This window comes from Paraburkholderia dilworthii (assembly GCF_000472525.1).
Lineage (GTDB): Bacteria > Pseudomonadota > Gammaproteobacteria > Burkholderiales > Burkholderiaceae > Paraburkholderia > Paraburkholderia dilworthii.
The window spans coordinates 409,950-435,993 of record NZ_AWZT01000001.1; the positions used below are offsets into that span (position 1 = coordinate 409,950).

A 26,044-nucleotide genomic window follows, 5' to 3' on the forward strand; every position below is an offset into this window, starting at 1 on the left:
GCCTACTCGCTGCCGAGATAGAAATAGCGGAACAGAAAAATCGCGGCGATGATCCACACCACGAGCTTCACCTGCCGCGCGCGGCCGGTGAGCAGCTTCAGTCCCGCATACGAGATGAAACCGAACGCGACGCCGTTGGCAATGGAGTAGGTGAACGGCATCAGCAGTGCGGTCAGCGCGGCCGGTACGACCTCCGTTGCGTCGTCCCACGGCAGGTCGAGCATTTCGCGCAGCATCAGGCACGATACATAGAGCAGAGCCGGCGCCGTCGCATAACCCGGCACCACGCCCGCGAGCGGCGCGAAGAACAGCGCCGCGAGGAACAGCACAGCCACGGTGATCGCGGTCACGCCGGTGCGCCCGCCTGCCTGCACGCCCGACGCGCTTTCGATATATGCGGTCGTCGACGATGTGCCGAGCATCGAGCCGGCCAGAATGGCGGTGCTGTCGGCGAGCAGCGCGCGGTTCAGGCGGTGCATCTTGCCTTCGACGAGCAGTCCCGCGCGATTGGCCACGCCCATCAGCGTGCCGGTTGCATCGAACAGTTCGACGAGAAAGAACACGAGGATCACGTTCAGCACGCCGGTGGACAGCGCGCCGCGGATGTCGAGCTGGAACAGCGTCGGCGAAATCGAAGGCGGCGCTGAGACGATGCCGTGAAACTCGTTGCCGCCGAAGAAAAAGCTCAGCACGGTCACGCCGACAATGCCGATCAGAATCGCGCCGCGAACCCGCAGATAGTCGAGCGTGACGATGGCGAAGAAGCCGATGATCGCCAGCACCACATGCGGGTTATGCAGATCGCCGAGCGTGACGAGGGTAGCCGGATTGCCGACCACCACGCCCGCCGTCTTCAGCGAAATGATCGCGAGAAAGAGGCCGATGCCGCCGGTAATGGCAATGCGGATCGAGTGCGGAATGCCTTTGACGATCACTTCACGCACGCGAAACAGCGTGACGACGAGAAACAGGCAGCCGGAGATGAACACCGCGCCGAGCGCGGCTTGCCAGGTGAAACCCATGCCCTTGACCACGGTGTACGCGAAATACGCGTTCAGGCCCATGCCCGGCGCGAGCGCGATCGGATAGTTCGCATAGAGACCCATCATCAGCGAGGCGAGCGCGGCCACGATGCAGGTCGCGACGAATACGGCTTCTTTCGGCATCCCCGCGTCGCCCAGAATTGCCGGGTTCACGAAGATGATGTAGGCCATCGTCAGAAAAGTGGTCAGGCCGGCCAGCACTTCCGTGCGCACATTAGTGCCGGCGGCGTCGAGGCCAAAGTAGCGTTTTATGGATTCCATATGGCGGGTCTCTCGTCGTAGGGGCGAGATGATACCTTGCCAGCGCCCCCGCCGCAGCCGCAAGCGAATTTACGATGTGGCGGTGAAATGGCGGCAAGCGGGGCGGAAAGAGGAGTGGCAGGCGCGGCTTGAGTCGTCCACCGTCCGGGCGTGTTGCAATCGCGGGCAGCGCGGCTTGGGCGGCTCAACCGGGCGTCGTCGGCTTGCTAAAGCGATCGAGCACGGCGCTGAGCAGGTCGATCGGCAGTGGAAACACGATGGTCGAGTTCTTGTCGGCGGCAATCGTCGTGAGGGTTTGCAGATAACGCAACTGCATTGCCTGCGGCTGAAGTGCGAGCGTCTGCGCGGCTTGCAGCAGTTGCTGCGAGGCCTGCAATTCGCCTTCCGCGTGAATCACCTTGGCGCGCCGTTCGCGCTCGGCTTCTGCTTGGCGGGCAATCGCGCGGATCATCGTTTCGTTGATGTCCACATGTTTGATTTCGACGATCGCCACCTTGATGCCCCACGCATCGGTCTGCGCGTCGAGCACTTTCTGGATGTCGGCGTTCAGTTGCTCGCGCTCGGCGAGCAACTCATCGAGTTCATGTTTGCCGAGCACTGCGCGCAACGTCGTCTGCGATAGCTGGCTTGTCGCCTCGAAGTAGCGCGCCACCTGGATCACTGCTTTTTCCGGATCGACCACGCGGAAATAGACGACCGCGTTGACTTTCACCGAGACGTTGTCGCGCGTGATTACATCTTGCGGCGGGACGTCGAACACGATGGTGCGCAAGTCCATGCGCACCGCCTGCTGGACGACCGGAATGATGAGCACGAGCCCCGGCCCCTTGACCTTCCAGAAGCGTCCGAGCATGAACACGACGCCGCGTTCGTACTCGCGAAAGATCCTTATCGACGAGGCGATCAGCGCGGCCGCCAACAGGATCAGGATGCTGGTGAAGCCAAATGTAAACCCAATCATGAGCTTTCTCCTGTCGACCAGAGTTGGCGCTTTAGCGCCTTACTCTGGTCCCATGCACAGCGGTCGACCAGAGTTGGCGCTTTAGCGCCTTACTCTGGTCCCATGCACAGCTGTCGACCACAATTGACGCTTTTGCACCGTACTCGGTCCGATGCAAACCGGTCAGCCATAGTTCACGCATCAACGCGTTGCTCCGGCCCCTGGCGAAGTCCTTGCTGCTTCATCCGTCGACTGCTCCAGAGGCCCCACCGTGAGCGTCAGCCCATGTCGCGCGGTCACACGCACCGCCTGACCCGCCGCGACAGGACCAGCGCTCGACACTTGCCAGCGCTCGCCGTTCACCCGCGCCCAGCCGGCGGACGTGCCGTTGGGTACCGCCGCATCGCCGAGCAGGCCGCCTTCGAGCACCACTCCCACGCTGCCGATCAGCCCTTCCGATCCGGCCACCACCGGCCGGCGCCGCGCGCGCAGCGCGAGTCTCGACACGCCCAGCACGAACAGCACGCTGAACACGACAACGGCGGCGATCATCGGCAACGGAATGCCGTAGCCGGGCACGTCGGTATCGATCAGCATCAACGCGCCAATCACGAACGCCACGATGCCGCCGAAGCCGAGCGAACCGAACGTCGGCAAAAACGCCTCGCCGATGAGAAAGGCAATGCCGAGAAAGATCAGCCCGAGGCCGACGTAGTTGATCGGCAGCATCTGCATCGCGAAGAGCCCGATCAGCAGACTGATCGCGCCGACCACGCCCGGCAGCACGAAGCCCGGATTGGCGAATTCGAAAAAGAGGCCGTACATGCCGAGCATCAGCAGCATCAGCGCGACGTTCGGATCGGTGATGACCGCGAGGAAATGACTGCGCCAGTCGGCTTCGAGCGTGACGACGGGCGCCTGCGCTGTCGCGAGCCTGATGTTGCCCGCGCTCGTCGTGACCGTGCGGCCGTTGAGCTGGCGCAGCAGATCGGGCACGTCGCGCGCATTCAGATCGACGACATGCTGCGCGAGCGCGTCACTTGCGCTCAGGCTCACCGCTTCGCGCACCGCGCGTTCGGCCCAGTCGGCGTTGCGCCCGCGCATCTGCGCGAGGCCGCGGATATAGGCGGCAGCATCGTGAACCTGCTTGCGCAATTCGGTCGATTGGGTGTCGAGCGGGAGTGCGCTTGTAGCGCTGGTAGAGGCGCCACTTGCGGCGCCGCGCGAAGCGCTCGGAGACGCGCCGCTTGAAACGTGGCCAGAAGCACCTCCCGCGGCACCGCCCGCGCCACTTGCCGACCCCGCCGACCCCTCCGGCTCGCGATCGTCCGTGCCGGGCAAGCCCGGCAGGCCCGGCTTGCCGCGCCCAGCTGGTTCCGTCCCGCCGATGCCCATCTGAATCGGCGTCGCCGCACCCAGATTCGTGCCGGGCGCCATCGCCGCGATGTGGCTCGCATAGACGATGTACGTGCCCGCGCTCGCCGCCCGCGCGCCGCTCGGCGCGATGAACGTCGCCACCGGAACCGGGGAGCCGAGAATTGCCTTGATGATTTGCCGCATCGACGTATCGAGCCCGCCCGGTGTGTCCAGTTGCAGCACCGCGAGTTGCGCATGATCGTCGGCGGCGCGCTGAAGGCTGCGCACGATGAAATCGGCGCTCGCCGGACCAATCGCGCCGCTAACCGGAATGACGACGACGCTGTTGGGCGCGTGCACAGCGGTGGCCTGTGTAGCGACGGGCGCCGCCTGAGCCGTAGATACCATCAAGTATTCGCACAGCGCGAACGCAGCCGCGAACACGAACGCCAAAAGCATCCCACACGCGGTCATGCCGCGCATGAACCGGCGCACGACACCGCCGCGGATAGGCGGCCGGCGCGCGCCAGATTGCCGGAACGGGCGACGCGAATACGTGCTCATTGCTAACGGGCGCCGCGCGCCGTCGACGGATATCGACCGGCGCGGGCCGACACTCCAGGAAGACTGGCCTGCTGCTTACAGCTTAGTCCGATTCCACGCGACGCGTGAAGCCCGCACGCGCCGGCCGATAGTCGGTGGGCCGCATGCCTGTCCATTTGCGGAACGCGCGATGAAACGCGCTTGGCTCGGCAAAGCCCAGCAAAGCGGCGATGTCCGCGATCGTGCGCCCCGATTGCTGGAGTTCGCCGATTGCAATGTCGCGCCGCAGGTCGTCCTTGATCGACTGATACGTATGGCCTTCCTGCTTCAGCCGCCGCCGCATGGTTGCCTCGGCGACGTGCAGGCGGGCGGCCATCTGATCGGCGGCGGGCCAGCTGATCATAGGCAGCGCCCGCAGCGTCTTGCGCACGCGCGCGGCGAACGAGCCGGGATTGCGGTACTTGACGACGAAGCTCGCCGGCGCGTCGCGCAAGAATGGTTTGGCCGATCCCGGTGTCTGGATTACCGGCAAATCGAGAAACACCGGCGAGAGATCCACGTACGAGCCGGGTTGCCCGAATGTCATATCGTCGCAGAACATCAGCCGGTACTCGTGCGCGGCGGGGGGCTCCGCACAGCGAAAGCGCGCCTCGATCAACGGAATGCGGCGTCCGACCAGCCAGCACAACAGCCCATAGACGACGATGAAATACGTCGCGTAAGCGAACATCGCCGGCGGCTTTGCGCCTTCGCGTTCGACAAAGCGCAGCCGCACGCGCTCTGCGTCGGTCTCGATGCATGCGCTGAGGTCGTCCAGCACGAGCCGCATGAAGCCGACCGCGCGGGCCAGCGCCTGCGCGCCGTTGCGCGCCGTGAGCGCGGTCTGCGTCATCGCGATGAAGCTGCCGCATTTCATGCGATGCGAGTCCTGCCCGAAGAATTCGTCGTCGAGCGCGCGTGCGATGCCGGCCCACAGGGCGCCGTATTGCGCGGACGACACGCGGCTTTTCGGCGATGCGAGCATGGGCGCCGCGATACCGGCGGCTTCGGCGAGCGGCAACGCATCCAAACCGCGTGCCTTCGCAAGCGCAAGCGTTTCCTCGACGAGACTCACGGAGATCGTGCCTTTATCGGTTTTCATCCGCGTTTGTTTGCAAGTGTGGGCAAGGTGGCAATCGCGCTCAACATTTTCCTTGTGGCGAACCGGTCAAAGCATAAAAACCGCGTGTGTGCGCCATCGTATCCTACCTCTATGGCAAATGCGCTCACACACAATGAGCGGGCTGAGCATCGAAGCCGGCGGCCGGCTTGCCTACACTGGGCCTCGAACGCAAGCACAGGACCCAGGCTCATGGACAGCTTCTACACTGAAGAACAACGCATGATCCGCGACGCCGCCCGCGACTTCGCGACCGAACGCCTCGCGCCGAACGCTGCCCAATGGGACCGCGATGCGCATCTGCCCGCGGACGTGGTCAGGCAAATGGGCGAGCTCGGTTTTCTCGGCATGATCGTGCCGCCGCAGTGGGGCGGCTCTTACACCGACTACGTGGCCTACGCACTCGCGCTTGAAGAGATCGCCGCGGGCTGCGCCGCGTGCGCGACGCTGATGAGCGTGCATAACTCAGTCGGCTGCGGGCCGATCCTGAACTTCGGTAGCGACGCGCAAAAAGACCGCTATTTGCAGGACCTCGCCACGGGCCGGCGCATCGGCGCGTTCTGCCTGACCGAGCCGCAAGCGGGCTCCGAAGCGAACAATCTGCGCACCCGTGCGGTGCTGCGCGACGGCAAGTGGATACTCAACGGCAGCAAGCAGTTCGTGACCAACGGCGCGCGCGCCGACCTTGCGATCGTATTCGCCGTCACCGATCCCGAGCGGGGCAAGCGTGGCCTGTCCGCGTTTATCGTGCCGACGGATACACCGGGCTTCAATGTCGGCAAGCCGGAACACAAGCTCGGCATTCGCGCGTCCGACACCTGTCCGATTTCACTCGACGACTGCGCGGTGCCGCAAGCGAATCTGCTCGGCGAACCGGGCGAGGGCTTGCGCATCGCGCTGTCGAATCTCGAAGGCGGGCGCATCGGCATCGCCGCGCAAGCCGTGGGCATCGCGCGCGCCGCGTTCGACGCCGCGCGCGCCTATGCCAGCGAGCGCATGCAGTTCGGCAAGGCGCTGAAGGACCATCAGACCATCGCCAACATGCTCGCCGACATGGCCACGCGCCTGAACGCCGCGCGCCTGCTCGTGCATCACGCGGCGCGGCTGCGCTCGGCGGGCGAGCCGTGTTTGTCGGAGGCATCGCAGGCGAAACTGTTTGCGTCCGAGACCGCCGAACAGATCTGCTCGAACGCGATCCAGATTCACGGCGGCTACGGCTATCTCGAGGACTACGCGGTGGAGCGCCACTACCGCGACGCTCGCATCACGCAGATTTACGAAGGAACCAGCGAAGTGCAGCGCATGGTGATCGCGCGTCACGTTTGAACGCTGCGCGAGTCGCGTTTGAGCGCAAAATAGCTTGCGGATAAAACCCAACCCGAGCAAAAGCGGATTCATACCGCGCCCATCAGGAGACGACCATGACTGCAGCGAAAACTTTTTTCGACGCGCGTGACCTATTATTGCGACATCGAACCGATTACGAGCGTGCATACCGCGAGTTCGCGTGGCCTGCGCTGGACGAGTTCAACTGGGCGCTCGACTACTTCGACGTGATCGCGCGCGGCAACGACAACCCCGCGTTATGGATCGTGGACGACCCAGCGGGCGACGGCTTGCGCCTGTCGTATGCGCAGATGTCGGAGCGCTCCGCGCGCATGGCCAATTTTCTGCGCAGCGTGGGCGTGAAGCGCGGCGACCGCGTGCTGCTGATGCTGCCGAATCGCGTCGAACTGTGGGACGTGATGCTCGCCGCAATGAAGCTCGGCGCCATCGTGCTGCCGGCCACGACCCAGCTTTCCGCCGACGATGTGCGCGACCGCGTGCAGATCGGCGGCGCGAACTTCGTGGTGGTCGACAGTGCGGAACTGTCCAAATTCGATTCGCTCGACGTGCCGTTGACGCGTCTTTCAGTCGGCGCACCGCGCGACGGCTGGATCGATATTGCAGCGGCGTATGACGCGTCGCCGCAATTCACGCCTGACGGTGTGACGCGCGCCACCGATCCGCTGCTGCTTTACTTCACATCCGGCACGACCTCGAAGCCGAAGCTCGTCGAGCATACGCACCAAAGCTATCCAGTGGGCCACCTCTCGACCATGTATTGGATTGGCCTGCAACCGAACGACATCCATTGGAATATCAGCTCGCCCGGCTGGGCCAAGCATGCGTGGAGCTGCTTCTTCGCACCGTGGAATGCGCAAGCGTGCGTGTTCGTTTTCAACTTCGCGCGCTTCGTGCCGAAAGACACGCTGAATGTGCTGGTGCGTTTCAACGTCACGACACTGTGCGCGCCGCCCACCGTCTGGCGCATGCTCGTGCAGGAGCGTCTCGTCGATTATCCGGTGAAGCTGCGTGAGGTTGTCGGTGCGGGCGAGCCGTTGAATCCGGAGATTATCGAACGCGTGAAGCACGCCTGGGGCATCACGATCCGCGACGGTTTCGGGCAGACTGAGACCACTTGCCAGATCGGCAATTCGCCGGGGCAACCCGTTGTCGCGGGTTCGATGGGACGACCATTGCCGGGCTACAGCATCGAACTGCTCGATGCCGACGATCAGCCGGTGACCGAAGGCGAAATCGCATTGCCGATCGGGCCTGACGGGGCGCAGCGTCCGCTCGGTCTGATGACGGGCTACGCGAACAACGAGAAAGCCACCGCGCAAGCGATGCGCAACGGTTTTTACCGCACGTCCGATGTCGCGCTGCGACGCGATGACGGCTACTACGTGTACGTCGGTCGGGCCGACGACGTTTTCAAATCGTCTGATTACCGGTTGAGCCCGTTCGAACTCGAAAGCGTGCTGATCGAGCATGAGGCCATCGGCGAAGCCGCCGTAGTGCCGAGCGCCGATGCGCTGCGCCTCTCGGTGCCCAAAGCGTTCGTCACGGTGCGCCAGGGCTATGAAGCCGGGCCCGAACTCGCGCGCGCCGTATTCGCGTTCTCGCGCGAAAAGCTCGCACCGTATAAGCGGATTCGCCGTCTGCAATTCAGCGAGTTGCCGAAGACCATCTCCGGCAAGATTCGCCGCGTGGAGTTGCGGCGCCGCGAAATGGAGCGCGAAGCGCAACCGGCACGCTTGCCGGATGAGTACTGGGAAGAAGATTTCCCGGACCTGCGTTGAGCTCTATCGGCCTGCGTCGAACGTCATTCAGCGCGTTTGATTTTCAGTCACTGTCCGGCCGCGATGTGGCCACCGCACAGGAGTTTTAAGCATGAACGCAATTGCTTCAAATACCGTCAAGCTGTTGATCAACGGCGAATTCGTCGAATCGAAAACCACCGAATGGCGCGACATCGTCAACCCGGCCACGCAAGAGGTGCTGGCGCGCGTGCCGTTTGCCACCGTCGATGAGATCAACGAAGCGATCCGCTCGGCGCATGCTGCGTTCAGAACGTGGAAGGACACGCCGATCGGCGCGCGCATGCGCATCATGCTCAGATATCAGGCGTTGATTCGCGAGCATATGCCGCGCATCGCAAAGACGCTGAGCGCGGAGCAGGGCAAGACGATTCCCGACGCCGAGGGCGACATCTTCCGCGGGCTCGAAGTGGTCGAGCATGCATGTTCGATCGGCACCTTGCAGCAAGGCGAATTCGCGGAAAACGTCGCGGGCGGAGTCGATACGTACACGCTGCGCCAGCCGCTCGGCGTATGTGCAGGTATCACGCCGTTCAACTTTCCCGCGATGATCCCGCTGTGGATGTTCCCGATGGCCATCGTATGCGGCAATACGTTCGTGCTGAAGCCTTCTGAGCAGGACCCTTTGTCGACGATGCAACTCGTCGAGCTCGCGCTCGAAGCGGGCGTGCCGAAAGGCGTGCTGAACGTCGTGCACGGCGGCAAGGAGGTGGTCGACGCGCTATGCACGCATGAACTCGTGAAGGCGATTTCGTTCGTCGGCTCGACGGCGGTGGGCACACATGTATATCGCCTCGGCAGCGAACACGGCAAACGCGTGCAATCGATGATGGGCGCAAAGAACCACGCCGTCGTGCTGCCCGATGCAAACCGCGAGCAGACCTTGAACGCGCTTGCGGGTGCGGGCTTCGGCGCGGCGGGGCAGCGTTGTATGGCGACCTCGGTTGTCGTGCTGGTGGGCGCCGCGCAGCAATGGCTGCCGGACCTCGTCGCAAAGGCGAAGACGCTGAAAGTCAACGCGGGCAACGAACCGAACACCGATATCGGCCCCGTTGTTTCGCGCGCGGCGAAGCAGCGCATTCTCGGCTTGATCGAAACGGGCGTGAACGAAGGCGCCACGCTTGCTCTCGACGGCCGTGACGTGAAGGTGCCGGGCTACGAGCAAGGGAATTTTATCGGGCCGACGATTTTCACGGACGTCGGCATGGAGATGGAAATCTATCGCACGGAGATTTTCGGGCCGGTGCTGCTGGTGCTGAACGCGGCAACGCTCGACGACGCAATCGCGCTCGTCAACCGCAATCCGTTCGGCAACGGTGTGGGCCTTTTCACGCAGAGCGGCGCGGCCGCGCGCAAGTTCCAGAGCGAAATCGACGTGGGCCAGGTTGGCATCAACATTCCGATTCCAGTGCCCGTGCCGTTCTTCAGCTTTACGGGTTCGCGCGGCTCGAAGCTCGGCGACCTCGGGCCATATGGCAAGCAGGTCGTGCAGTTCTACACGCAAACCAAAACCGTCACAGCGCGCTGGTTCGACGACGACACCGTCAACGACGGCGTGAACACGACGATCAGCCTGCGCTAAACGAGCCCGCAAGAACGGAGACGAGATCATGAAAATAGGCTTTATCGGCCTCGGCAATATGGGCGCGCCAATGGCGCACAACCTGCTGAAAGCGGGCCACGTTGTCAATGTATTCGACCTTAGTGCGGAGGCGGTGCAGGCGCTCGTCGACGCGGGCGCTCAGGCTGCCGGCTCGCCGAAAGCGGCGGTGGCCGATGTCGAATGCGTGATCACGATGCTGCCTGCGGCAGCACATGTGCGCAGCGTGCTGACCGCGGATGACGGCGTGCTGGCCGGCATTCCGCCGGGCGTTGCCATCGTCGATTCGAGCACGATCGATCCGGCGAGCGTCAAGGCGTTTGCCGAACTCGCGCAGCAACGCGGCAACACGTTTGTCGACGCACCGGTGTCCGGTGGAACCGGCGGTGCGGCCGCGGGCACGCTGACCTTCATGGTCGGCGGCAGCGCGAGTGCATACGAGCACGTCAAGCCTGTGTTGTCGGCGATGGGCAAGAACATCGTGCATTGCGGCGATACCGGCACGGGCCAGGTCGCGAAGATCTGCAATAACCTCGTGCTCGGCATCACGATGGCGGGCGTCGCCGAGGCCATGTCGCTGGGTGAAGCGCTCGGCATCGACGTGAAAGTGCTGGCCGGCATCATCAATACGTCGACGGGGCGGTGCTGGAGTTCGGACACGTATAACCCGATGCCGGGTGTGATCGATAGTGCGCCGTCGTCGCGCGAATATAGCGGCGGCTTCGGTACGGATCTGATGCTGAAAGACCTCGGGCTTGCCACCGACGCCGCCAGGTTCGCGCGTCAACCGGTCTACCTCGGTGCGCTCGCGCAGCAGCTTTATCAAACGATGAGCGCAAAAGGCGCGGGACGTCTGGACTTTTCCGCGGTCATCAAGCTGTATCGTAGCCACGCCGGTAATGACGCAGGCAATGGAGATGCGCGATGATCGAACTCGACTACGCGCATGGCGGCGCCGTTGTGCAACTCACGCTGAAGCGTCCGCCCGCGAATGCCTTCACGCCCGAAGGCTTAATGCAATTGCGGCAGACGGTGGAGCGCCTGAACGGCGAGGCTAATGTCCGCGCAATTGTAATTACCGGCGAAGGACCGAAGTTCTTCAGCGCGGGCGCCGACCTGAACACTTTCGCCGATGGCGATCGCGAAGTCGCGCGCGTCGCGGCGGCGCGCTTCGGCGCGGCGTTCGAAGCGTTGCAGAATGCGCGGCCCGTCGTGATCGCGGCGATCAACGGCTACGCGATGGGCGGCGGGCTCGAATGCGCGCTCGCTTGCGACATCCGCATCGCCGAGCAGCACGCGGTGATGGCGCTGCCCGAAACCGCAGTCGGCTTGCTGCCATGCGGTTGCGGCACGCAAACGCTGCCGTGGCTCGTCGGCGAAGGTTGGGCGAAGCGCATGATTCTCACGGGCGAACGCGTGGACGCGGCGACCGCGCTGCGCATCGGTCTTGTCGAAGAGGTCGTGGAAAGGGGCGCCGCGCGCGAGGCTGCGCTGACAATGGCGGCGCGCGTCGCGACGCTCAGTCCGCAGGCAGTCGGCTTCAGCAAGACGCTGATTCATCACGCGCGCAATGGCGTACCGCGCTGCGCCGCGCTTGCACTGGAGCGCGAGCGTTTTGTGGACCTGTTCGACGGCGCCGATCAGCGCGAAGGCGTCAACGCGTTCCTCGAAAAGCGTGCGCCGCGCTGGCACGTGGCGCAAGCCGGGCAAGCCGGGCAGGCCGGGCAAGCGGTATACGCCGACAAGGAGACGCAATGATGAGCGCCTTGCAAAGCGCCGCACCCGATGTCGAATCGGGTGTTACGTCCGGAGTTACGTCCGACAGAGCCGGTGAAGCACAACGAGAGATACTGTTTCGCGTGATCAACCGCGTCGCGGTCATCACACTGAACCGGCCGGCAGCGCTCAATGCGCTATCGCACGCGATGATTCGCGAGCTCGCGATGCTCGTCGAACATTGCCGCAACGACGGCGGCATTGTCGCGCTCGTGCTGAAAGGTGCTGGAAACAAGGGCTTTTGTGCGGGCGGCGATGTGCGCGAAGTGCATCGGCTCGCGAAGAACGGCGACAGCCGCTGGCTCGCGTTTTTCGTCGACGAGTATCGGCTCGATTACGCGTTGCACACGTTTCCAAAGCCGGTGGTCGCGATACTCGACGGTATTGCGATGGGTGGCGGCATGGGGCTCGGGCAGGCAGCGCGCTTGCGCATCGTTACCGAGCGCAGCAAGATCGCGATGCCGGAAACGCGCATCGGCTTCCTGCCCGACGTCGGTGCAACCCGTTTTCTGAGCGTGATGCCTGCGGAGCTCGAATTGTATGTCGGCCTGACCGGCGCAACGTTGTCCGGCGCCGATGCGTTGCGCCTGCAACTGGCCGATCAATGCGTGCCGGCCGACTGGCTTGCTTCTTCCGAAGAGCGTTTGCAACGCATGTCGCACGAAGGCGACCTCATGAGCGCATTGCGTGCCGTGGTCGAACCGCCGTGCAACATCGTGCCGCACGCTGCGCTTACGCCATTCACGCAACTGATCCTGCGGCACTTCGACCGGCGTGCGGGCGTCGACAGAATCATGGCGACGTTGCGGCACGATCTCGAACGCGACCCGCCGCGCGAAGTCAGGCAGTGGCTGCAGTCAACTTACGATACGCTCGCCGCTCACTCGCCCACCATGCTTTACGTCACGCGCGAGGCGCTGTTGCGTGGCCGGCAAATGACACTCGCCGAGTGCTTCCGGATGGAACTCGGTATCGTGAAGCGCGCGATCGAGGAGGGCGATTTCTGCGAAGGCGTGCGCGCGCAGTTGATCGACAAAGACCGCAAAGGACGCTGGGCGCCCGCCACGCTTGCGGAAGTGCGGCCTGAGCGCGTCAGGCATTTTCTCGCTTCGCCGTGGAAGCAGGAGACGCATCCATTGGCCGACCTGGGGGCCGGGCCGAACTGATGTCCGCGAACAGTCCGTGCAGGCGAGCGCCGCGAGGCTTAGCCCTCGCCGAGCGCTTCGCGGTGCACAACGGCAGGCGCCGGTGCAGCGCCATCGCCCTGCGCGCCTCGTACTCGCGAGACCCAAAGGACGCCGGCTAGCGCGACCGCGACCGACACCCATCCAACGGTTCCATAGCCGACGATCTGGCCGGCAGGCGAACTGCCGAGCATCAGACCGCCGATCCACGCGCCGCATCCTGTGCCGAGCGCCTGGAGCGCGCTGTTTGCGCTGAGAAAAGCGCCCCGTCGGTCGGGTTGCGGCACGGTGGTCAGCAGGGCCTGCATCGGCACCATTCGCCCGGACATCAGCACCATGAAAACCGGGAAGAACAGAAGTAGCGCGTAGAACGGCAGATCCGGCAGGTGCGTCACGAAGAGTACAGGCAGACATGCAAGCAGCGCCGCGATCCGGAACACACGCCGTGCGCCGAACCGGTCGGCGAGCTTGCCGACCCGGCGCGAAGTGAAGAACGTTGCCGCTCCCCCGGCCATATACAGCCACGACAGTTGCTCGGGCGACACGCCGTGGTTGGCAACCAGCACCGGCGAAATGAACGGAATGACGAGCATATGCGCGACCATCATCACGAAGGTCAGTGCAAAGGCTGCCATATGCCGCGGGTTGCCGAGAAGCCGCATCAGATCGGGCAGCACTTCGGCGAGCGGCGGCTGACGCCGGTTCAGATGTGCGGCCAGCGGCGGCACCAGTTGCCAGCCCGCCACCCACACGGCGAGCGACAGCGCGACCAGCAGGAAGAACGGCGCGGCCCAGCCGAAATGCGCGCCTAACATCACGCCGGCCGGCACACCGGCGATCGCCGCGAGAGAGAAGGCGGTCATGATCGTGCCGGTTGCGGCGCCACGTCGTTGCACGGGAATCACGTCGGCCACGATCGCCATGATCACCGATGCGAGCACGCCCCCGGTAATGCCCGCAAAAGCGCGCGCGGCCAGCAGCAACGCAAAGCTGCTCGCCAACGCGCACGCCAGGTTCGACAGTGCGAACAGCGCATACATGGTGAGCAGCAAACGCCGCCTGTCGAAGCGGTCGATGTAGGTCGCCGCGAAAAGTCCGGACAAGCCCGAGCACCACGAATACGCCGATACGGCTGTGGCGAACCCGGCTGGCGCAATGCCGAACGCGTGCATGATCTGTGGACCGAGCGGCATCATCACCATGAAATCCATGATGACGGTGAACTGGGTTAGTGCAAGCAGCCAGAGCAAACGGCGTTCATGCTTTGAATCAATTGAATACATCGGCAGGTTCCTTGTTGGTAGCGCACCGCTCGCTTGCGCGCGCCCTGGCCGCTCATGGCATTCGCCGGATGCTCGCGCGGCGTTCAGTCGTCTATCGTTTCATGCACGGCTGCCGCGCCCTGTTTCCAGTAGCTCGCCGCGCGAATGCGCGCTTTGTCGACGCCGCGTTCCGTGCACAGGTGGTAGCGGATCGTGCGAATCGTCGCCGATTCGCCCGCGGCCCACACGTAGCCTTCGCCGTTTTCAGGCAGATAGGTTTCGCGGACCGCTTGCAGCAAAGCCTCGCCGCGAGAGCCGGCTTCGCTGCGATAACGCCACACGAGATGCAACTCGGCCTGCGTCTCCAACTCGATGCGAGCCGACGGGTCGGCCACTTCGATCACGGCGGCCACGCGCTTACCGGCCGGCAGTTCTTCGAGGCGGCGCGCGATCGCGGGCAACGCGGTGTCGTCGCCGATCAGCAAATGCCAGTCGAAGCCGGTAGGAATCACGAGCGAGCCGCGCGGCCCGCCGATGCCGAGGTACTGGCCGACTTCCGCTTGCGCAGCCCATGTCGCCGCCGGACCCGCTTCGTGCATCGCGAACTCGATATCGAGCTCGCGTGCTTCGCGATCGAAGCGGCGCGGCGTGAAATCGCGTGCGATGGGACGCCGTCCTTCGGGAAACACGGGACCGTCGGGGCCGGCTTCCGGCAGCACGGGTTTATCCGCGCCCGGCTCGGGGAAGAACACCTTGATGTGATCATCGAACGAAGCGGACATGAAGTCGTGCAAATCTTCGCCGGTGAAGGTCACGCGGACCAGATGCGGCGTGAGTGCCTGTACTTTCGTGACTTGCAGCAGGCGGAACTTGAGCGGATGCCGCACGCGATGCACGGCGAGGTCGGGTCGGGTATCTTGAGTCGTCATTGAGCGGGTTCCATGCAAAGCGGTTTGTTCGGTTAGCCGCGTACCGCGCGTCTGCGCGGCCGCGTGGGGTGAAGCGTCAGGCGTCGCGAAACGCCGGGGTTCGCCGTGTCACGCCGTGGGTGCATCGTCGCTAGTGCTGCCGCCCGGATTGCGTTCGCCTTCGATTTCTCTTGCTGCACGCATCAGGATCGCGGCAATGCGGCGCTGCTCGGCAGCCGGCGCATTGTCACGACGCAGCAGTGCGTTTTTCAGCGCGCGGCGTGCTTCGTTCAGCTCGGGCGTCCAGCCGCCTTCGCTGACATCGGCCGGCTCTTCGCCGGCAAAGGCTCGGCGTACCGAATCCATCTTGCGGGCTATGTGGCTCAGCTGCGCAAACATCATTTCGACGCGGTCGCGGTTAGTCGCAAGATACTCACGTCCGGCTTGCGCGAGTTCGTAGCGCTTGCGGTTGCCTTCGAGCTGCACGGTGACGTAGCCGAGTTCTTCCAGATACGTGAGCGCCGGATACACCATGCCGGGGCTTGGACTGTAGAAGCCGTTCGAGCGCGTTTCCAGAGCCTTGATGAGCTCGTAGCCGTGGCTCGGTTGCGCGTCGATCAGGGAGAGCAGCAGCAGTTGCAGATCGTCGGAGCTGAACTTGCGGCCACGCGGAAAACCGTCGCCTTCGCCGCCGAAGCCGCCCGGGCCGCCGCCGAAATGGCCGCGCCCGCCGCGATGCTCATGGTGACGCCCGATCGCATGCCACAGTGCATGCGCCGCGAAGCGATGATGATCGTCGGCGCGTTCGTCGGCGCCGTGTGCGCGATGTTCATGGTGACGGGCAAATGCATGCCAGAGCGCGTGCAGCGACGGGCGCTCGAAACCCGCGCCGAAAGGATGGTCCGCGCCATGCTGGCGGCCAGAACGATGGTGATGACGCATCTTGCACACTCCATTTGTGTCTTAAGATGTGTCGTAAGATATATATCTAAAGATAGTCTGTCAAATTTTTGTTTGCGCAGATATGGGCGCACAACAAGTCTGCAGTAACGGGAAAGCCGGCGTCCGGAGACAACAAAGTTTGCTGCACCGGGAAAATTTGTTGCGCAATGCACAATTGTGATAGTATCGCCTATCACTTTTTTATTTTGATAGTAGTTGAATTCGGCGCCCTGGGATCCGGGAATGCGGTGATTCGCTACGGTCGGATATCGAATTCGCGAAATGGCCACGCGCGCGCGGGAGCCTCTAGGTTGTGGGAGCCCGGGTGGCGTCCGTTGAGCGCCTCAGTCAAGACGTCGCAGTGGTCCGGCTGCAGACGCCCGCTGGTTGCGGGTTCAGCTTCGCGCCTGGTCAATACCTCGATGTCGTGCTGCGCGACGGGACGCGCCGTAGTTACTCAATAGCGAATGAACCGGCTGAAGATGGGCAGGTGGAATGGCATGTTCGGGCGATGCCTGGTGGACGGTTTTCGCAGCACGTCTATCAGAGCCTCAAAGCGCGAGACCTGCTGCCCGTCGAGGGGCCTTTTGGCTCTTTCGTGCTGAGCGACACAAAAGCACCTTTGATTTTTATTGCGTCGGGCACCGGCTATGCGCCAATCGCGTCGATGATGAAAACGCACTTTGAAAGCATTGCGAAGAGAGGGGCAACCTTTTATTGGGGAGGACGTCGCCAGGCGGACCTTTATGCACTGGAAGAGGCGCGCGCTTGGGCTAGGTCCGCAGAGAGTCTTACCTTCGTACCCGTGCTTTCCGAGCCGGGAGCCAGGTGGCAGGGACGAAGCGGGTTTGTCCATGAAGCCGTCCAAAAAGATCATCCGAACTTGGCCGAATTACGTTCAATGGCGATTGTGGGCTGCCTGCGGCGAGTTTTTTCAGTGATGCGTTCGAAAACGGTCGACCGTAATATCACAGTCAGTTATGAGAAGTCTTGTTTTTCGCCTCCCAGTTGCAACGACGAATTTCAGTAATCCAGGTTATCTAATTGGCTAATTTTTCAGGGTTCTTTTCGTCCGGAGCTTCGCTGGGTCTGCCCGCCGTGATCGAACCGCCCTGCACTGCCTTTATCACTGAACGTTGTCGGACGACCGATGGGACTCCCTCTGGCCGAAGTGTGGGTGGGGCATCTGGTCGACCGGGCAATCCGCACCGCGTTATCCGAACGACGCGCGACCGCGGTCGTGCTACCGACCACCGTACATAGACGCCACTGAACAGACGATTGCGCTGGCAGGCAAACTCTGCGGCGCCATCGCGTCGGATCATTGCGGCGAAGGATGCCCCGAGCACTTTATATCGTTTAAGTACGGTGACCTACGCTGAATTCACTGATTTAAAGAGCGCGCACGGGCGTCCTCTGCGTTGCCGTGTCGGCTCATATGTAGGCAACAATCGTCGGTATCGTGATCTGCGTATTAAGTGCTTGCGCTTCTAACGAATAGAGACACCTATAGCGGGAGATGTCATGGACATTGCCCATAACGAAGGCTTCGATGACAGTCGACGACAATGGCTGATCGCGACGTCATGTCTGGGCGGTATTGCTGGCGTTGCCACCCTTGTACCGTTCGTCGATTCGCTTGCACCGTCGGCCAGGACCAGGGCCGCCGGTGCGCCGGTTACGGTAAATATAGGCGGATTGCGTCCCACAGATATGATTACCGTGGCCTGGCGCGGCCTACCGGTGTTTTTCGTCAACCGGAGCCGACAGACGGTTCGACGTACGACCTCGCTGGCCGCGTGTTCCGAAACAAACCTGCCCCGCAAAACCTGGATGTGCCTCGCTACATGTTTGCATCGGCTGTCGAGGTCGTCATTGGACAGGACGAAGCAGGCGAAGCGTAATGCAGGTCACTACTCGGAAATCGTGTTCCTTCCGCATGCGAGCCAACTCAGTCTCGCCGTTCAAACGACGGAGAAATGTGAAAGGTCAGGCTTACGCAGGTGATGCTCAACCTGCTGCATAACGCGAGTAATACTCACCACATGGCGGTCGCATTTCTTACGGGTGATCCGCAAGGATGACCGCGCCATGGTCTGCCTTCGTGATTCCGGTGTTGGGATCGCGCCTGAAAACCTCGGTACTGTGTTCGACATGTTCTCGCAGGTGGCCGCTTCGGAAAAGCGCTCGCACGGCGGGCTTGGCATCGGCCTGGCGCTGGCGCGGGGTGTCTACTCTGCACGGCGGCACCATTGAAGTCAGCGGCGAGGGGACCGGACAGGGTAGCGAGTTCGTGGTTCATCTCCGGTATCGAATGCGACTCTATCAGTTGAGGAAGTACTTTCGGTCCACGAATATCCGGCACCGGCCGGTCGCCGCATCATCGTAGTGGATGACAATCAGCACGCGGCGGAAAGCCTTGCCATGCTGCTCGAACTGAACGGGCATGAAATTCGTACTGCGGGCGACGGTCTGACCGGTTTGCAGCTTGCACAGGAATTTTGCCCCTAGGCCGTCCTGCTTGATATCAGACTACCGGGGATCGATGGCTACGAGGTTGCCCGGCGTATCCGGCGGCAACCTTGGGAAAGCAGTTGCTACTGGTTGCAGTGTCCGGCTGGGGCCAAGAAAGCGACAGGCAGGCGGCGGACAATGCCGGCTTTGATCATCATCTGATCAAGCCGGTCAACGTCGACGAACTGACGGCCGTTCTGTCCGGTCAACCAACACACTGACGAGCGCGTCGCTCGAGCGAGTGAACGAGAAGGTCTCGCTGCCCGCAGCTGTGAGCAAGCTAATTGCGGATATGGAACACTCCCTCGGCGCCGCACTGCTTTCAAGGCGGAGCAGAGGAGTAATCCCGACTGCTGCTGGCTAGATGATGCTCCGCCACGACACTCAAGGGAGTCACCGAGCTGTTCACCTGAGGCTGCTACATCGATTCAAGATGCCTTCCCGGGTGCTTATGAAAAAGGGCGGCGTTCAACGTGTGCGACTGTACCGATTTCCGGGCCATCTCTCCTTGACCTAGCGCCGTCCAAGCGCCAGTGCGTTATTCAATTTTTCGCCGGCCTCTCTCGTCTGGCTGATCAGTGTATCGAGATACTTAGAGTCGCTGTATCTCGTCGCGGTGCCGGAGAGCGAAATCGCCCCGAGCAACTCACCGTTCCGGTCAAAAATAGGGAGGGCAACTGCAGCGAGTTCCGTCACTCGGGCACCGATGGAGTAAAGCACTTCCGGTACGTAGTCCTTGGGCTTGCCTTCCTCAAATTGAGTCAGTGCCTTGCCACTTGCTCCGCGGTCAAGCGGTAGCCGGTCGCCAACCTTGAGGCTGTGACTAATCGAATGCCCGCCTTGCGCGCAAGCGATGCACAACCGCTCACCGCCTTGTCTAACAAAAAAGCCCGCCGTTTCTTCAGTTTGTGTCGCTAGACGCTCCAAATAGGGACGAACGATTACTTCCAGCCAGTTTGCGCTAGTCGACGAATGATTCAGTACGGCAATAGCTGGGCCGATGCAGTACCGCTGGTCAACAGTCTTTCGCACAAAGGCAAACGCCTCGAGCGATTGCAGCAGCCGGAAAGCGGTTGTCTTGTTCAGCGAACTGGCGCGCGCTGCGTCACTAAGTGTGAGGCCCTCTTCTCGCTGGCCGATTGCCATGATCAGCGACAGGCCTCGCTCTAGCGCCGTTACGCCGTTCGCGGCCTGAGGCGCACGGCTGCGGGTTTCCCCAGATGTCACGACTTGGTCTCCATAAGTACAATCAGTTATAACATGAAACGAGCGTTACGTACAATGGAACACACAATGGACGGACAGATTGACAGCAACAGCCCGCTGACCGGCATTAAAGTCCTGGATTTCGGCCATACGGTGATGGGACCGTGCTGCGGGCTGATCCTTGCAGATCTTGGTGCCGAGGTCGTGCGTGTAGAGCCCATCAATGGCGACCCCACCAGGAACCTAAAGGGTTTCGGTTCGGGATTTTTCGGGTTCTTTGGACGCAACAAGAAGAGCATCTCGATTGACCTTAAGAATCCCGAAGCACGTCCCGCCATTGAAGCCGGTATTAAGTGGGCTGATGTGATTATTGAAAATTTCGGTCCTGGCACGATGCAGCGGCTAGGTCTGGATTACGACACGGTCGCTCCGCTTAACGACCAGCTCATCTATTGTGCGCTGAAGGGTTTTCTACCCGGCCTTTACAGCGCGCGTCCTGCACTCGACGAGATCGTGCAAATGATGGGGGGGCTTGCGTATATGACGGGGCCATCTGGCAGGCCTTTGCGCGCAGGCTCGTCCATCGTGGATATCACCGGCGGAATGTTCGGTGCCATCGCCATCCTGGCCGCGCTACGCGAACGTGCGTTGAGTGGAAAGGGCACCTTGGTGCAGAGTGCATTGTTCGAAACGACCTCATTCCTCGTTGGTCAGCACATGGCCATGTCTCGGCTTGGTGGTACAGATGTCACACCGATGCCCGAGCGTGCGCACGCGTGGGGTGTCTACGATCTGTTTGACGTCTTTGACGGTCAGACGTTTGTAGGTATCACGAGTGACAAACAGTGGGTGAGATTCTGCGAGCGGTTCGGCTTCTCGGACTTCACTACGGACGAGCGTCTGTCCACAAACAATATGCGCGTTGAGGCGCGCCCTTGGCTCATTCCTGCTCTCGCTGAAAGATTGCGGAAGTTGTCAATGTCGGAAGTGGCGGCGGGTTGCGAGGCGGCGGAGGTGCCGTTCTCGCAAGTCCGGACACCCGAAGATCTGTTCGACGACCCCCATCTCAATTCTAATCACTCGCTGTTGCGAACCACGACCGACAGGACGGCCGACCTGCCTGCACTGCCCGTGCGCATCGGTGCACACGTGCCTGAGATTCGTCTGCAGCCGCAGCCCATTGGCGCACAGACACGCGCGCTGCTCAGTGACTGGGGCATCAACGAAGAACTCAGCGAGGCGCTCCTGTCGGCAGGTGCGGTGCGGTCATCTGACATTCAGGCAGTGGTTGACGCTTCCGCAAATTGAAATACCGATCACCCGCACTAGCTAAAAAGTCATGTCGGAGACATTTCATGGAATTAGATGCTGCATCAATTGCCCCGCGATCTTATTCGGAACAGACCGCTCCTCCGTCATTGGTTTTGCTGGAGCGGCTTGACCGGTTGCCTGCTACTCCGTACCTCTGGAAGCTCGTCGCTTTGCTCGGTATTGGCTTCTTTTTCGAAGCCTACGATATCCTGTATGCCGCTTATATCGCGCCAGCGATGGTGCGGTCCGGCGTTTTCACGATGAGCACCGGAAGCTGGTTCGGGCTCAGCGGCGTGGCAGCGTTTATTTCCTCCCTCTTTGCAGGGCTCTTTGTGGGAACGATGTTCTGCGGGTTCCTCGCCGACAAGTTTGGTCGACGCGCCATCTTCACGTACTCCTTACTTGTCTATGCAATCTCAACGGCATTCATTGCGTTTCAAGACACCGCCGCCGGCATGAACTTCTGGCGATTCGTCGCGGGGACTGGACTCGGCGTCGAAATGGTCACAATTGGTGCTTATGTCTCAGAGTTCGTACCGCGCACCGTGCGTGGACGCGCGTTTGCCCTCGTGCAGGCAATCGGCTTTTTGGCTGTACCGGGCGCGGCATTCCTTGCTTTGTGGTTGGTTCCTCTGGCGCCACTGGGACTCGAAGGATGGAGATGGGTTGTGCTGGCCGGCGGTATCGGCGCAATCTTTGCCTGGTTTTTGCGCCGTGCATTGCCTGAAAGCCCACGGTGGCTTCTTCAAAAAGGGCGCGTGAAGGAGGCGCAAGCGGTGGTTGAGATGATTGAGCGACACGTCAGCAGTAAAAGTAAAGCGCCGCTTAGTGCGCAAGTGTCCGACAGCGATGCGCGAACGGCTACTTTGAAAGCGGCAACGACCACATTCCCGCGCGGGACGCTAGTCAAACGGGCCGTTATCCTCAGCATCTACAACATCTTCTCAACCGTCGGCTACTACGGTTTTGCCAGTTGGGTGCCTAACCTGCTCGTTAAGCAGGGCGTGCCCGTCGCAAGCAGCATGCTGTATTCCGGCGTCATCGCACTTGCCGCACCCGTAGGTCCCGCGATTGGCCTGCTTCTTGCCGACAGGATTGAACGTAGAACCCAGCTCGCGGCGGTCGCCGTGCTGATCGCAATCTCGGGAATAATCTTCTCTCAAACGAGGGCGCCGGCGCTGCTCATTGGAATGGGAGTGCTCATCACGGTTGCTTCAAACACGATGACGTACTGTTTGCATACCTATCAGGCTGAATTATTCCCAACGTCAGTGCGGGCCCGCGCGGTCGGCTTTGTCTACTCATGGAGCCGCATCACAGCAATCTTTGTCCCGTTCTGCATTGCGTGGATCCTCTCGAATGACGGTCCGTCGGGAGTCTTCTTGTTTGTGCTTATCTCGGAAGCTATCTGCGTGATCGCCATACTCTTTGGACCAAAGACTGCCAACCGCTCGCTCGAGTTGCTTTCCGAACGAGGCATCAACTCCACCGGTACCAAAGAATGAACCCGACACTCGACATCAGCGGTCGCATACTGTATCTGACAGACGATCCGCAGCAGTTGCAGCGCCAGTTACGCGGCGAGAACCTCGACCATCAGAGCGCCGGCCCGCTTCGCGACAACGTTTCAACGGATGAGATTACACCTGTTGATGTGCTTATCCATTTTGACGAACGCCTCGGCAGGGTGCCATATGTGGGAGTGCGGTCCGGAGGGCAAAAACTCATTGAAGCAGACTCTATCCGTAACGGAGGTTTTTCTGTCACCGTCGCTGGCAAACGCTATGGGAAGGGCTCTTCGCGTGAGCACAGTCCGATGGCCGAATACGAAGGAGGTATCCGACTGGTGATTGCAGAGAGTTTTGAACGGATATACCGGCAAAACGCTGACAACATCGGTCTTTTCACTTCGACCGACTTCGGGTTGATTAAGCGCATTGAGCGAGGAGAACACATCACGCTTGACGAGTTACTCGCCGACCGTGACCCTCTAGCCGCGTCTGTTCTTCGGGCCGGAGGCCTGCTGCGCTTCGGCCAGACAGAAATGAAATCGCTCGATCGCGCTATGTCGTCAGTGCGGGCATCCGAATTTCTTGCGCCCATGAGCTACATTGAAAAGGTGCTTTGGCGCCACGTCGTGTATCTTCCGGACAAGCCGCGACCTGTTGCAGGTGAGGGCGCATTTGTCCGGACGAACTGGCGCTTTCTTCACGAATACTTCAGCGGTATGTGTGCTCACCTTTTGAAAAAGCACTTGGGCGATGACGTTACGCTGATGGATACGGACCACACGATCCTGTTTGCGGACCACCTGTCTTTCGCAGAAGTTAGCCCTGCTCATCAGACCGAGGCGGCAAGGAGCGGCGTCAGTGCTATGAAATTTGCGCATAATGCCTTCGCAAAGCGTTTCGGCTTGCGTGAACACGCGTATCTCGATGGCTCACTTGGGTCGGAAGGCATATCGCATCCGATGATGACCGAACGCTACGCGTTGCCTGGACAGATGATTGCTGGCACGGATTCGCACACGCCACACAGCGGCGCCGTAGGATGCGCTGCGTTCGGAGTGGGAACCACTGACATGGCGAACGCGCTCGTTACCGGTGCGGTACGCCTCACCATTCCGAAAGTCATTCGAGTCGAGTTCACTGGAAAGCGCCCGCTGGACATCACGGCGAAGGACCTCGTACTTTACCTTTTGGCAAACGAGCGCATCCGCGCGGGTGCTGGCGTCGGCAAGGCTTTCGAATTTACCGGGGAGGTCGTACGTAGCCTTAATACCGATGAGCGTGCAACGCTGACGAACATGACCGCTGAACTCGGTGGCCTGACAGGGATTGTTCAGCCTGACGAGGAGACGGTGAGGTTTCTTCGTGAGCGACGCAACGTCGATTTCAAACTTGAGAGCTGGATGCAGGCAGACCCCGGTGCGACTTATTCTGAAACAATAAGCATGGACTGCACGAACCTTTCTCCGATGATTGCTAGACCCGGCGATCCGGGCAACGGCGTAATGCTGTCGTCGCTCCCGCAGCGGCAATCGATCGACATTGCTTACGGGGGCTCCTGCACTGGTGGAAAGCGCGCCGACTTCGACGCCTACTACGAAGTTTTGAAGTGGGCGAAGGACCATGATGTGAAGTTACCAGCCGGTGTGAAGCTCTTTCTTCAGTATGGGACGGCCGACGTCAAGAAATACTGCGAAGCTCAATCGTATCTCGAAGTGTTTTCGTCGGCCGGCGCGATGATGCTCGAACCGTCCTGTGGTGCGTGTGCAAACTGCGGCCCCGGCGCTTCCGAGAGCAGCGATCAGGTCACGATCAGCGCTGTGAACCGTAATTTTCCCGGCCGCTCTGGGCCGGGAAGCGTCTGGTTAGCAAGTCCGGCGACCGTAGTAGCGAGTGCCCTCGCCGGAAAACTCAGCTCCTTCGCCGAACTGAAGGCCAGTTACGGTAGCGCTGGGTGAGCCATCAGTTCGATCCCGGAAGCCGCCTGCACAATCGCCACGGCCGTTTGCAGGTATGCCAGCTCGAAGCGCCGCCCCAGGCACAAAGCTGGGGAATCACTCATTGTCATCGAATCCGCGACTGCGAACACGGCGTTGTCACGTTACCGAGGCGGTCGCGTAAGATGTCGCGATGAAAGAGACGAACTCGCCAGCATATCGATCGTCCCTTCCGGGTCCAGAGTGTGTGAAAACACATTGATCGCCTAAACCGAATCAACGCACTGAGACCGGGTGACTCATGAGGCGATTCGTTGAAGGCGATGACCGCAAGCAGGTCGCACTACTTCCCGAATGTGTCGATGACTACATCGGACAGGACAACCCGGTCAGGGTCATAGACGCCTTCGTCGACGAACTGGACCTTGCGGATCTTGGTTTCAACGGTATCACTCCAGCGATCACGGGGCGCCCGTCCTACCATCCAGGCGTGATGCTCAAGATCTATATCTACGGCTATCTGAACCGGATACCTTCGATCTGCACTGGCGTCGCCGCTGTTCACGGACGATTCCGGTGAAGCGGTCGGATCGCTTGCGGTGATCGTACCGACGCAGCCACTCGAATTTGCGAATCTGGACCGGCTCGTAGAATCGATCCGGGAGGCAGCGGCGCGAACCTCTCAGCGCACGCGCGCGGTCATCGAAACTAGGGGAGCCGGGGCCGCAGCTTCGTCGCACACGATATCGCGAGCCAAGCGGTCCGCTTAGTCACAAGCTGAAGGCCGTTCATCAGCGGTCCAAGGATGGCGACCTCGCCTCCAGTGTCAACGGGGCATTCAATTGATGTCGTGGCCGACCCGCAAATTCTTTCCGATAGGCCGCGGGAGTCGTCTTTTTCAGCGCGCGAAATTGACGGTTGAAATTGGCAACGTTGGGAAATCCGAATGCGCGGCGATAACCCACACGGGCCATGAGGTGTCTGCGAGCATTCGACATGCGTGACCGATTCGCACGCGGCTCACATATTTCCCGACACTTTCGCCGATATGCTGAACAAAATATCGATCATCGACATTTATTCGCAATTCTATGTTTCCGAGTGAAGAGGTTTCAATTTGTGCAGGAGGCTGCTGCACAAATTCTGGATTCGGCCATGCCTTCAGGTTGCGCGGTGACAATTTGCGCAAGGCGGGGAGGGCTGGCTTGCGCTGGATCAGTGTGGCGATACGCTCTTCAAGTTGCTGATGATCGAAACGTCGAAGGGGGCAGATTGCCTGTCTCACGAGGCCACGATGAAGGGTCTCGAATTGGCGATTGGTGACCTGGCCAAGGTGTTGGGTGCCGTGGACATGGAGGCTGACTGGTCGCTGGAGGAGCGTGAGCAGGCGTCAACTCCGTTACCATCACCTGGTATGTAAATCCGAAATCAGTAGCTCAAAACCGCCAGTT

24 protein-coding genes and 2 pseudogenes are annotated in these 26,044 nt (G+C 61.3%); 16 read left to right on the forward strand and 10 right to left on the reverse strand.

What is annotated here, in order from left to right; translation table 11 throughout:
- Nucleotides 1–2: 2 nt before the first annotated feature.
- The 4 genes from F759_RS0102215 to F759_RS0102230 form a co-directional block, all read right to left on the reverse strand.
- Nucleotides 3–1,304 (reverse strand): NCS2 family permease, encoded by a 1,302-nt coding sequence (locus F759_RS0102215; protein ID WP_027798399.1) that lies wholly within the window; start codon nucleotides 1,302–1,304, stop codon nucleotides 3–5.
- 184 nt (nucleotides 1,305–1,488) lie between these two features.
- Nucleotides 1,489–2,265: a slipin family protein gene (locus F759_RS0102220; RefSeq protein WP_027798400.1), complete on the reverse strand. Its 777-nt coding sequence runs from the start codon at nucleotides 2,263–2,265 to the stop codon at nucleotides 1,489–1,491.
- 180 nt (nucleotides 2,266–2,445) lie between these two features.
- Nucleotides 2,446–4,164, reverse strand: a complete 1,719-nt coding sequence (locus F759_RS0102225; RefSeq protein ID WP_027798401.1) for an NfeD family protein — start codon at nucleotides 4,162–4,164, stop codon at nucleotides 2,446–2,448.
- Between the two features lie 82 nt (nucleotides 4,165–4,246).
- Complete coding sequence (locus F759_RS0102230; RefSeq protein WP_027798402.1) at nucleotides 4,247–5,284, reverse strand: AraC family transcriptional regulator; 1,038 nt, start codon at nucleotides 5,282–5,284, stop codon at nucleotides 4,247–4,249.
- Nucleotides 5,285–5,494: 210 nt separating this feature from the next.
- Between F759_RS0102230 and F759_RS0102235 the strand changes: the two genes are divergently transcribed.
- The 6 genes from F759_RS0102235 to F759_RS0102260 all read left to right on the forward strand — a co-directional run bounded on the left by F759_RS0102235 (nucleotide 5,495) and on the right by F759_RS0102260 (nucleotide 12,987).
- On the forward strand, nucleotides 5,495–6,628 hold the full coding sequence (locus tag F759_RS0102235) for an acyl-CoA dehydrogenase family protein (RefSeq protein ID WP_027798403.1): 1,134 nt from the start codon (nucleotides 5,495–5,497) through the stop codon (nucleotides 6,626–6,628).
- 95 nt (nucleotides 6,629–6,723) lie between these two features.
- Nucleotides 6,724–8,427, forward strand: coding sequence for an AMP-binding protein (locus F759_RS0102240; RefSeq protein WP_027798404.1), 1,704 nt, complete (start codon nucleotides 6,724–6,726; stop codon nucleotides 8,425–8,427).
- Nucleotides 8,428–8,518: 91 nt separating this feature from the next.
- On the forward strand, nucleotides 8,519–10,027 hold the full coding sequence (locus F759_RS0102245; RefSeq protein WP_027798405.1) for a CoA-acylating methylmalonate-semialdehyde dehydrogenase: 1,509 nt from the start codon (nucleotides 8,519–8,521) through the stop codon (nucleotides 10,025–10,027).
- Between the two features lie 28 nt (nucleotides 10,028–10,055).
- Nucleotides 10,056–10,973 carry a 3-hydroxyisobutyrate dehydrogenase gene (gene mmsB, locus F759_RS0102250; RefSeq protein WP_027798406.1) on the forward strand — a complete coding sequence of 306 codons (918 nt, stop codon included), beginning with the start codon at nucleotides 10,056–10,058 and terminating at the stop codon, nucleotides 10,971–10,973.
- Nucleotides 10,970–11,803, forward strand: a complete 834-nt coding sequence (locus tag F759_RS0102255) for an enoyl-CoA hydratase (RefSeq protein ID WP_027798407.1) — start codon at nucleotides 10,970–10,972, stop codon at nucleotides 11,801–11,803. Before mmsB ends, F759_RS0102255 begins: the two co-directional genes overlap by 4 nt.
- A complete protein-coding gene (locus F759_RS0102260) occupies nucleotides 11,803–12,987 on the forward strand; it encodes an enoyl-CoA hydratase/isomerase family protein (RefSeq protein ID WP_027798408.1) in 1,185 nt (394 codons plus the stop codon). The genes F759_RS0102255 and F759_RS0102260 overlap by 1 nt, the downstream gene beginning before the upstream one ends.
- 38 nt (nucleotides 12,988–13,025) lie before the next feature.
- On the opposite strand, the gene F759_RS0102265 is transcribed toward F759_RS0102260, so the two are convergent.
- From F759_RS0102265 to F759_RS0102275, 3 genes are all read right to left on the reverse strand, one after another.
- Nucleotides 13,026–14,288, reverse strand: a complete 1,263-nt coding sequence (locus tag F759_RS0102265) for an MFS transporter (protein ID WP_027798409.1) — start codon at nucleotides 14,286–14,288, stop codon at nucleotides 13,026–13,028.
- Nucleotides 14,289–14,371: 83 nt separating this feature from the next.
- Nucleotides 14,372–15,196 carry a siderophore-interacting protein gene (locus F759_RS0102270; RefSeq protein WP_027798410.1) on the reverse strand — a complete coding sequence of 275 codons (825 nt, stop codon included), beginning with the start codon at nucleotides 15,194–15,196 and terminating at the stop codon, nucleotides 14,372–14,374.
- Nucleotides 15,197–15,304: 108 nt separating this feature from the next.
- Nucleotides 15,305–16,117, reverse strand: a complete 813-nt coding sequence (locus F759_RS0102275; protein ID WP_027798411.1) for a PadR family transcriptional regulator — start codon at nucleotides 16,115–16,117, stop codon at nucleotides 15,305–15,307.
- A 325-nt stretch (nucleotides 16,118–16,442) separates the two neighbouring features.
- On the opposite strand from F759_RS0102275, the gene F759_RS37155 reads away from it, so the two are divergent.
- From F759_RS37155 to F759_RS40555, 3 genes and pseudogenes are all read left to right on the forward strand, one after another.
- Nucleotides 16,443–17,147 (forward strand): NAD(P)H-flavin reductase, encoded by a 705-nt coding sequence (locus F759_RS37155; RefSeq protein WP_051377055.1) that lies wholly within the window; start codon nucleotides 16,443–16,445, stop codon nucleotides 17,145–17,147.
- 494 nt (nucleotides 17,148–17,641) lie between these two features.
- Nucleotides 17,642–18,021, forward strand: a pseudogene (locus F759_RS40550) (ubiquinol-cytochrome c reductase iron-sulfur subunit N-terminal domain-containing protein).
- 163 nt (nucleotides 18,022–18,184) lie between these two features.
- Entirely contained in the window at nucleotides 18,185–18,373 is a 189-nt protein-coding gene (locus F759_RS40555; protein ID WP_152530569.1) for an ATP-binding protein, read from the forward strand.
- A gap of 69 nt (nucleotides 18,374–18,442) precedes the next feature.
- Here the strand turns inward: F759_RS40555 and F759_RS44785 are convergent, their stop codons facing one another.
- Nucleotides 18,443–18,565 (reverse strand): hypothetical protein, encoded by a 123-nt coding sequence (locus F759_RS44785; RefSeq protein ID WP_274533463.1) that lies wholly within the window; start codon nucleotides 18,563–18,565, stop codon nucleotides 18,443–18,445.
- A 134-nt stretch (nucleotides 18,566–18,699) separates the two neighbouring features.
- Here F759_RS44785 and F759_RS42965 point away from each other — a divergent pair, with 134 nt between their 5' ends.
- Both F759_RS42965 and F759_RS45125 read left to right on the forward strand, forming a co-directional pair.
- The gene (locus F759_RS42965) at nucleotides 18,700–18,852 is read left to right on the forward strand and encodes a response regulator (RefSeq protein ID WP_161633304.1); all 153 of its coding nucleotides are present in this window, start codon (nucleotides 18,700–18,702) and stop codon (nucleotides 18,850–18,852) included.
- Between the two features lie 71 nt (nucleotides 18,853–18,923).
- Nucleotides 18,924–18,995 carry a hypothetical protein gene (locus F759_RS45125; protein WP_407668512.1) on the forward strand — a complete coding sequence of 24 codons (72 nt, stop codon included), beginning with the start codon at nucleotides 18,924–18,926 and terminating at the stop codon, nucleotides 18,993–18,995.
- 149 nt (nucleotides 18,996–19,144) lie between these two features.
- Here the strand turns inward: F759_RS45125 and F759_RS0102300 are convergent, their stop codons facing one another.
- On the reverse strand, nucleotides 19,145–19,858 hold the full coding sequence (locus F759_RS0102300) for an IclR family transcriptional regulator (protein ID WP_027798412.1): 714 nt from the start codon (nucleotides 19,856–19,858) through the stop codon (nucleotides 19,145–19,147).
- A 66-nt stretch (nucleotides 19,859–19,924) separates the two neighbouring features.
- Here F759_RS0102300 and F759_RS37165 point away from each other — a divergent pair, with 66 nt between their 5' ends.
- The 4 genes and pseudogenes from F759_RS37165 to F759_RS37170 all read left to right on the forward strand — a co-directional run.
- Nucleotides 19,925–21,145 carry a CaiB/BaiF CoA transferase family protein gene (locus F759_RS37165; protein WP_036023358.1) on the forward strand — a complete coding sequence of 407 codons (1,221 nt, stop codon included), beginning with the start codon at nucleotides 19,925–19,927 and terminating at the stop codon, nucleotides 21,143–21,145.
- 47 nt (nucleotides 21,146–21,192) lie between these two features.
- Entirely contained in the window at nucleotides 21,193–22,653 is a 1,461-nt protein-coding gene (locus F759_RS0102310; RefSeq protein ID WP_027798413.1) for an MFS transporter, read from the forward strand.
- Complete coding sequence (locus F759_RS0102315; protein ID WP_027798414.1) at nucleotides 22,650–24,614, forward strand: aconitase family protein; 1,965 nt, start codon at nucleotides 22,650–22,652, stop codon at nucleotides 24,612–24,614. Before F759_RS0102310 ends, F759_RS0102315 begins: the two co-directional genes overlap by 4 nt.
- Before the next feature lie 280 nt (nucleotides 24,615–24,894).
- Nucleotides 24,895–25,131, forward strand: a pseudogene (locus tag F759_RS37170) (transposase); the annotation flags it as partial.
- A 360-nt stretch (nucleotides 25,132–25,491) separates the two neighbouring features.
- Here F759_RS37170 and F759_RS45130 read toward each other — a convergent pair.
- Nucleotides 25,492–25,878, reverse strand: coding sequence for a hypothetical protein (locus F759_RS45130; RefSeq protein WP_407668508.1), 387 nt, complete (start codon nucleotides 25,876–25,878; stop codon nucleotides 25,492–25,494).
- Between the two features lie 9 nt (nucleotides 25,879–25,887).
- Between F759_RS45130 and F759_RS44790 the strand changes: the two genes are divergently transcribed.
- Entirely contained in the window at nucleotides 25,888–26,013 is a 126-nt protein-coding gene (locus F759_RS44790) for a hypothetical protein (protein ID WP_274533464.1), read from the forward strand.
- The last annotated feature ends 31 nt before the right edge of the window (nucleotides 26,014–26,044 follow it).

What these genes read in the sequence shown, in the direction of transcription:
- F759_RS0102245 (WP_027798405.1), top strand. Translation starts at nt 8,519, where the DNA reads ATGAACGCAATTGCTTCAAATACCGTCAAGCTGTTGATCAACGGCGAA.
- F759_RS0102240 (WP_027798404.1), top strand. Translation starts at nt 6,724, where the DNA reads ATGACTGCAGCGAAAACTTTTTTCGACGCGCGTGACCTATTATTGCGA.
- F759_RS0102275 (WP_027798411.1), bottom strand. Translation starts at nt 16,117, where the DNA reads ATGCGTCATCACCATCGTTCTGGCCGCCAGCATGGCGCGGACCATCCT.
- F759_RS0102270 (WP_027798410.1), bottom strand. Translation starts at nt 15,196, where the DNA reads ATGACGACTCAAGATACCCGACCCGACCTCGCCGTGCATCGCGTGCGG.
- F759_RS0102225 (WP_027798401.1), bottom strand. Translation starts at nt 4,164, where the DNA reads ATGAGCACGTATTCGCGTCGCCCGTTCCGGCAATCTGGCGCGCGCCGG.
- F759_RS0102310 (WP_027798413.1), top strand. Translation starts at nt 21,193, where the DNA reads ATGGAATTAGATGCTGCATCAATTGCCCCGCGATCTTATTCGGAACAG.
- F759_RS44790 (WP_274533464.1), top strand. Translation starts at nt 25,888, where the DNA reads ATGAAGGGTCTCGAATTGGCGATTGGTGACCTGGCCAAGGTGTTGGGT.
- F759_RS0102260 (WP_027798408.1), top strand. Translation starts at nt 11,803, where the DNA reads ATGAGCGCCTTGCAAAGCGCCGCACCCGATGTCGAATCGGGTGTTACG.
- F759_RS37165 (WP_036023358.1), top strand. Translation starts at nt 19,925, where the DNA reads ATGGACGGACAGATTGACAGCAACAGCCCGCTGACCGGCATTAAAGTC.
- F759_RS0102235 (WP_027798403.1), top strand. Translation starts at nt 5,495, where the DNA reads ATGGACAGCTTCTACACTGAAGAACAACGCATGATCCGCGACGCCGCC.
- F759_RS0102315 (WP_027798414.1), top strand. Translation starts at nt 22,650, where the DNA reads ATGAACCCGACACTCGACATCAGCGGTCGCATACTGTATCTGACAGAC.
- F759_RS0102215 (WP_027798399.1), bottom strand. Translation starts at nt 1,304, where the DNA reads ATGGAATCCATAAAACGCTACTTTGGCCTCGACGCCGCCGGCACTAAT.
- F759_RS0102220 (WP_027798400.1), bottom strand. Translation starts at nt 2,265, where the DNA reads ATGATTGGGTTTACATTTGGCTTCACCAGCATCCTGATCCTGTTGGCG.
- F759_RS44785 (WP_274533463.1), bottom strand. Translation starts at nt 18,565, where the DNA reads ATGCCCGTTCAGTTCGAGCAGCATGGCAAGGCTTTCCGCCGCGTGCTG.
- F759_RS0102255 (WP_027798407.1), top strand. Translation starts at nt 10,970, where the DNA reads ATGATCGAACTCGACTACGCGCATGGCGGCGCCGTTGTGCAACTCACG.
- mmsB (WP_027798406.1), top strand. Translation starts at nt 10,056, where the DNA reads ATGAAAATAGGCTTTATCGGCCTCGGCAATATGGGCGCGCCAATGGCG.
- F759_RS0102230 (WP_027798402.1), bottom strand. Translation starts at nt 5,284, where the DNA reads ATGAAAACCGATAAAGGCACGATCTCCGTGAGTCTCGTCGAGGAAACG.
- F759_RS0102265 (WP_027798409.1), bottom strand. Translation starts at nt 14,288, where the DNA reads ATGTATTCAATTGATTCAAAGCATGAACGCCGTTTGCTCTGGCTGCTT.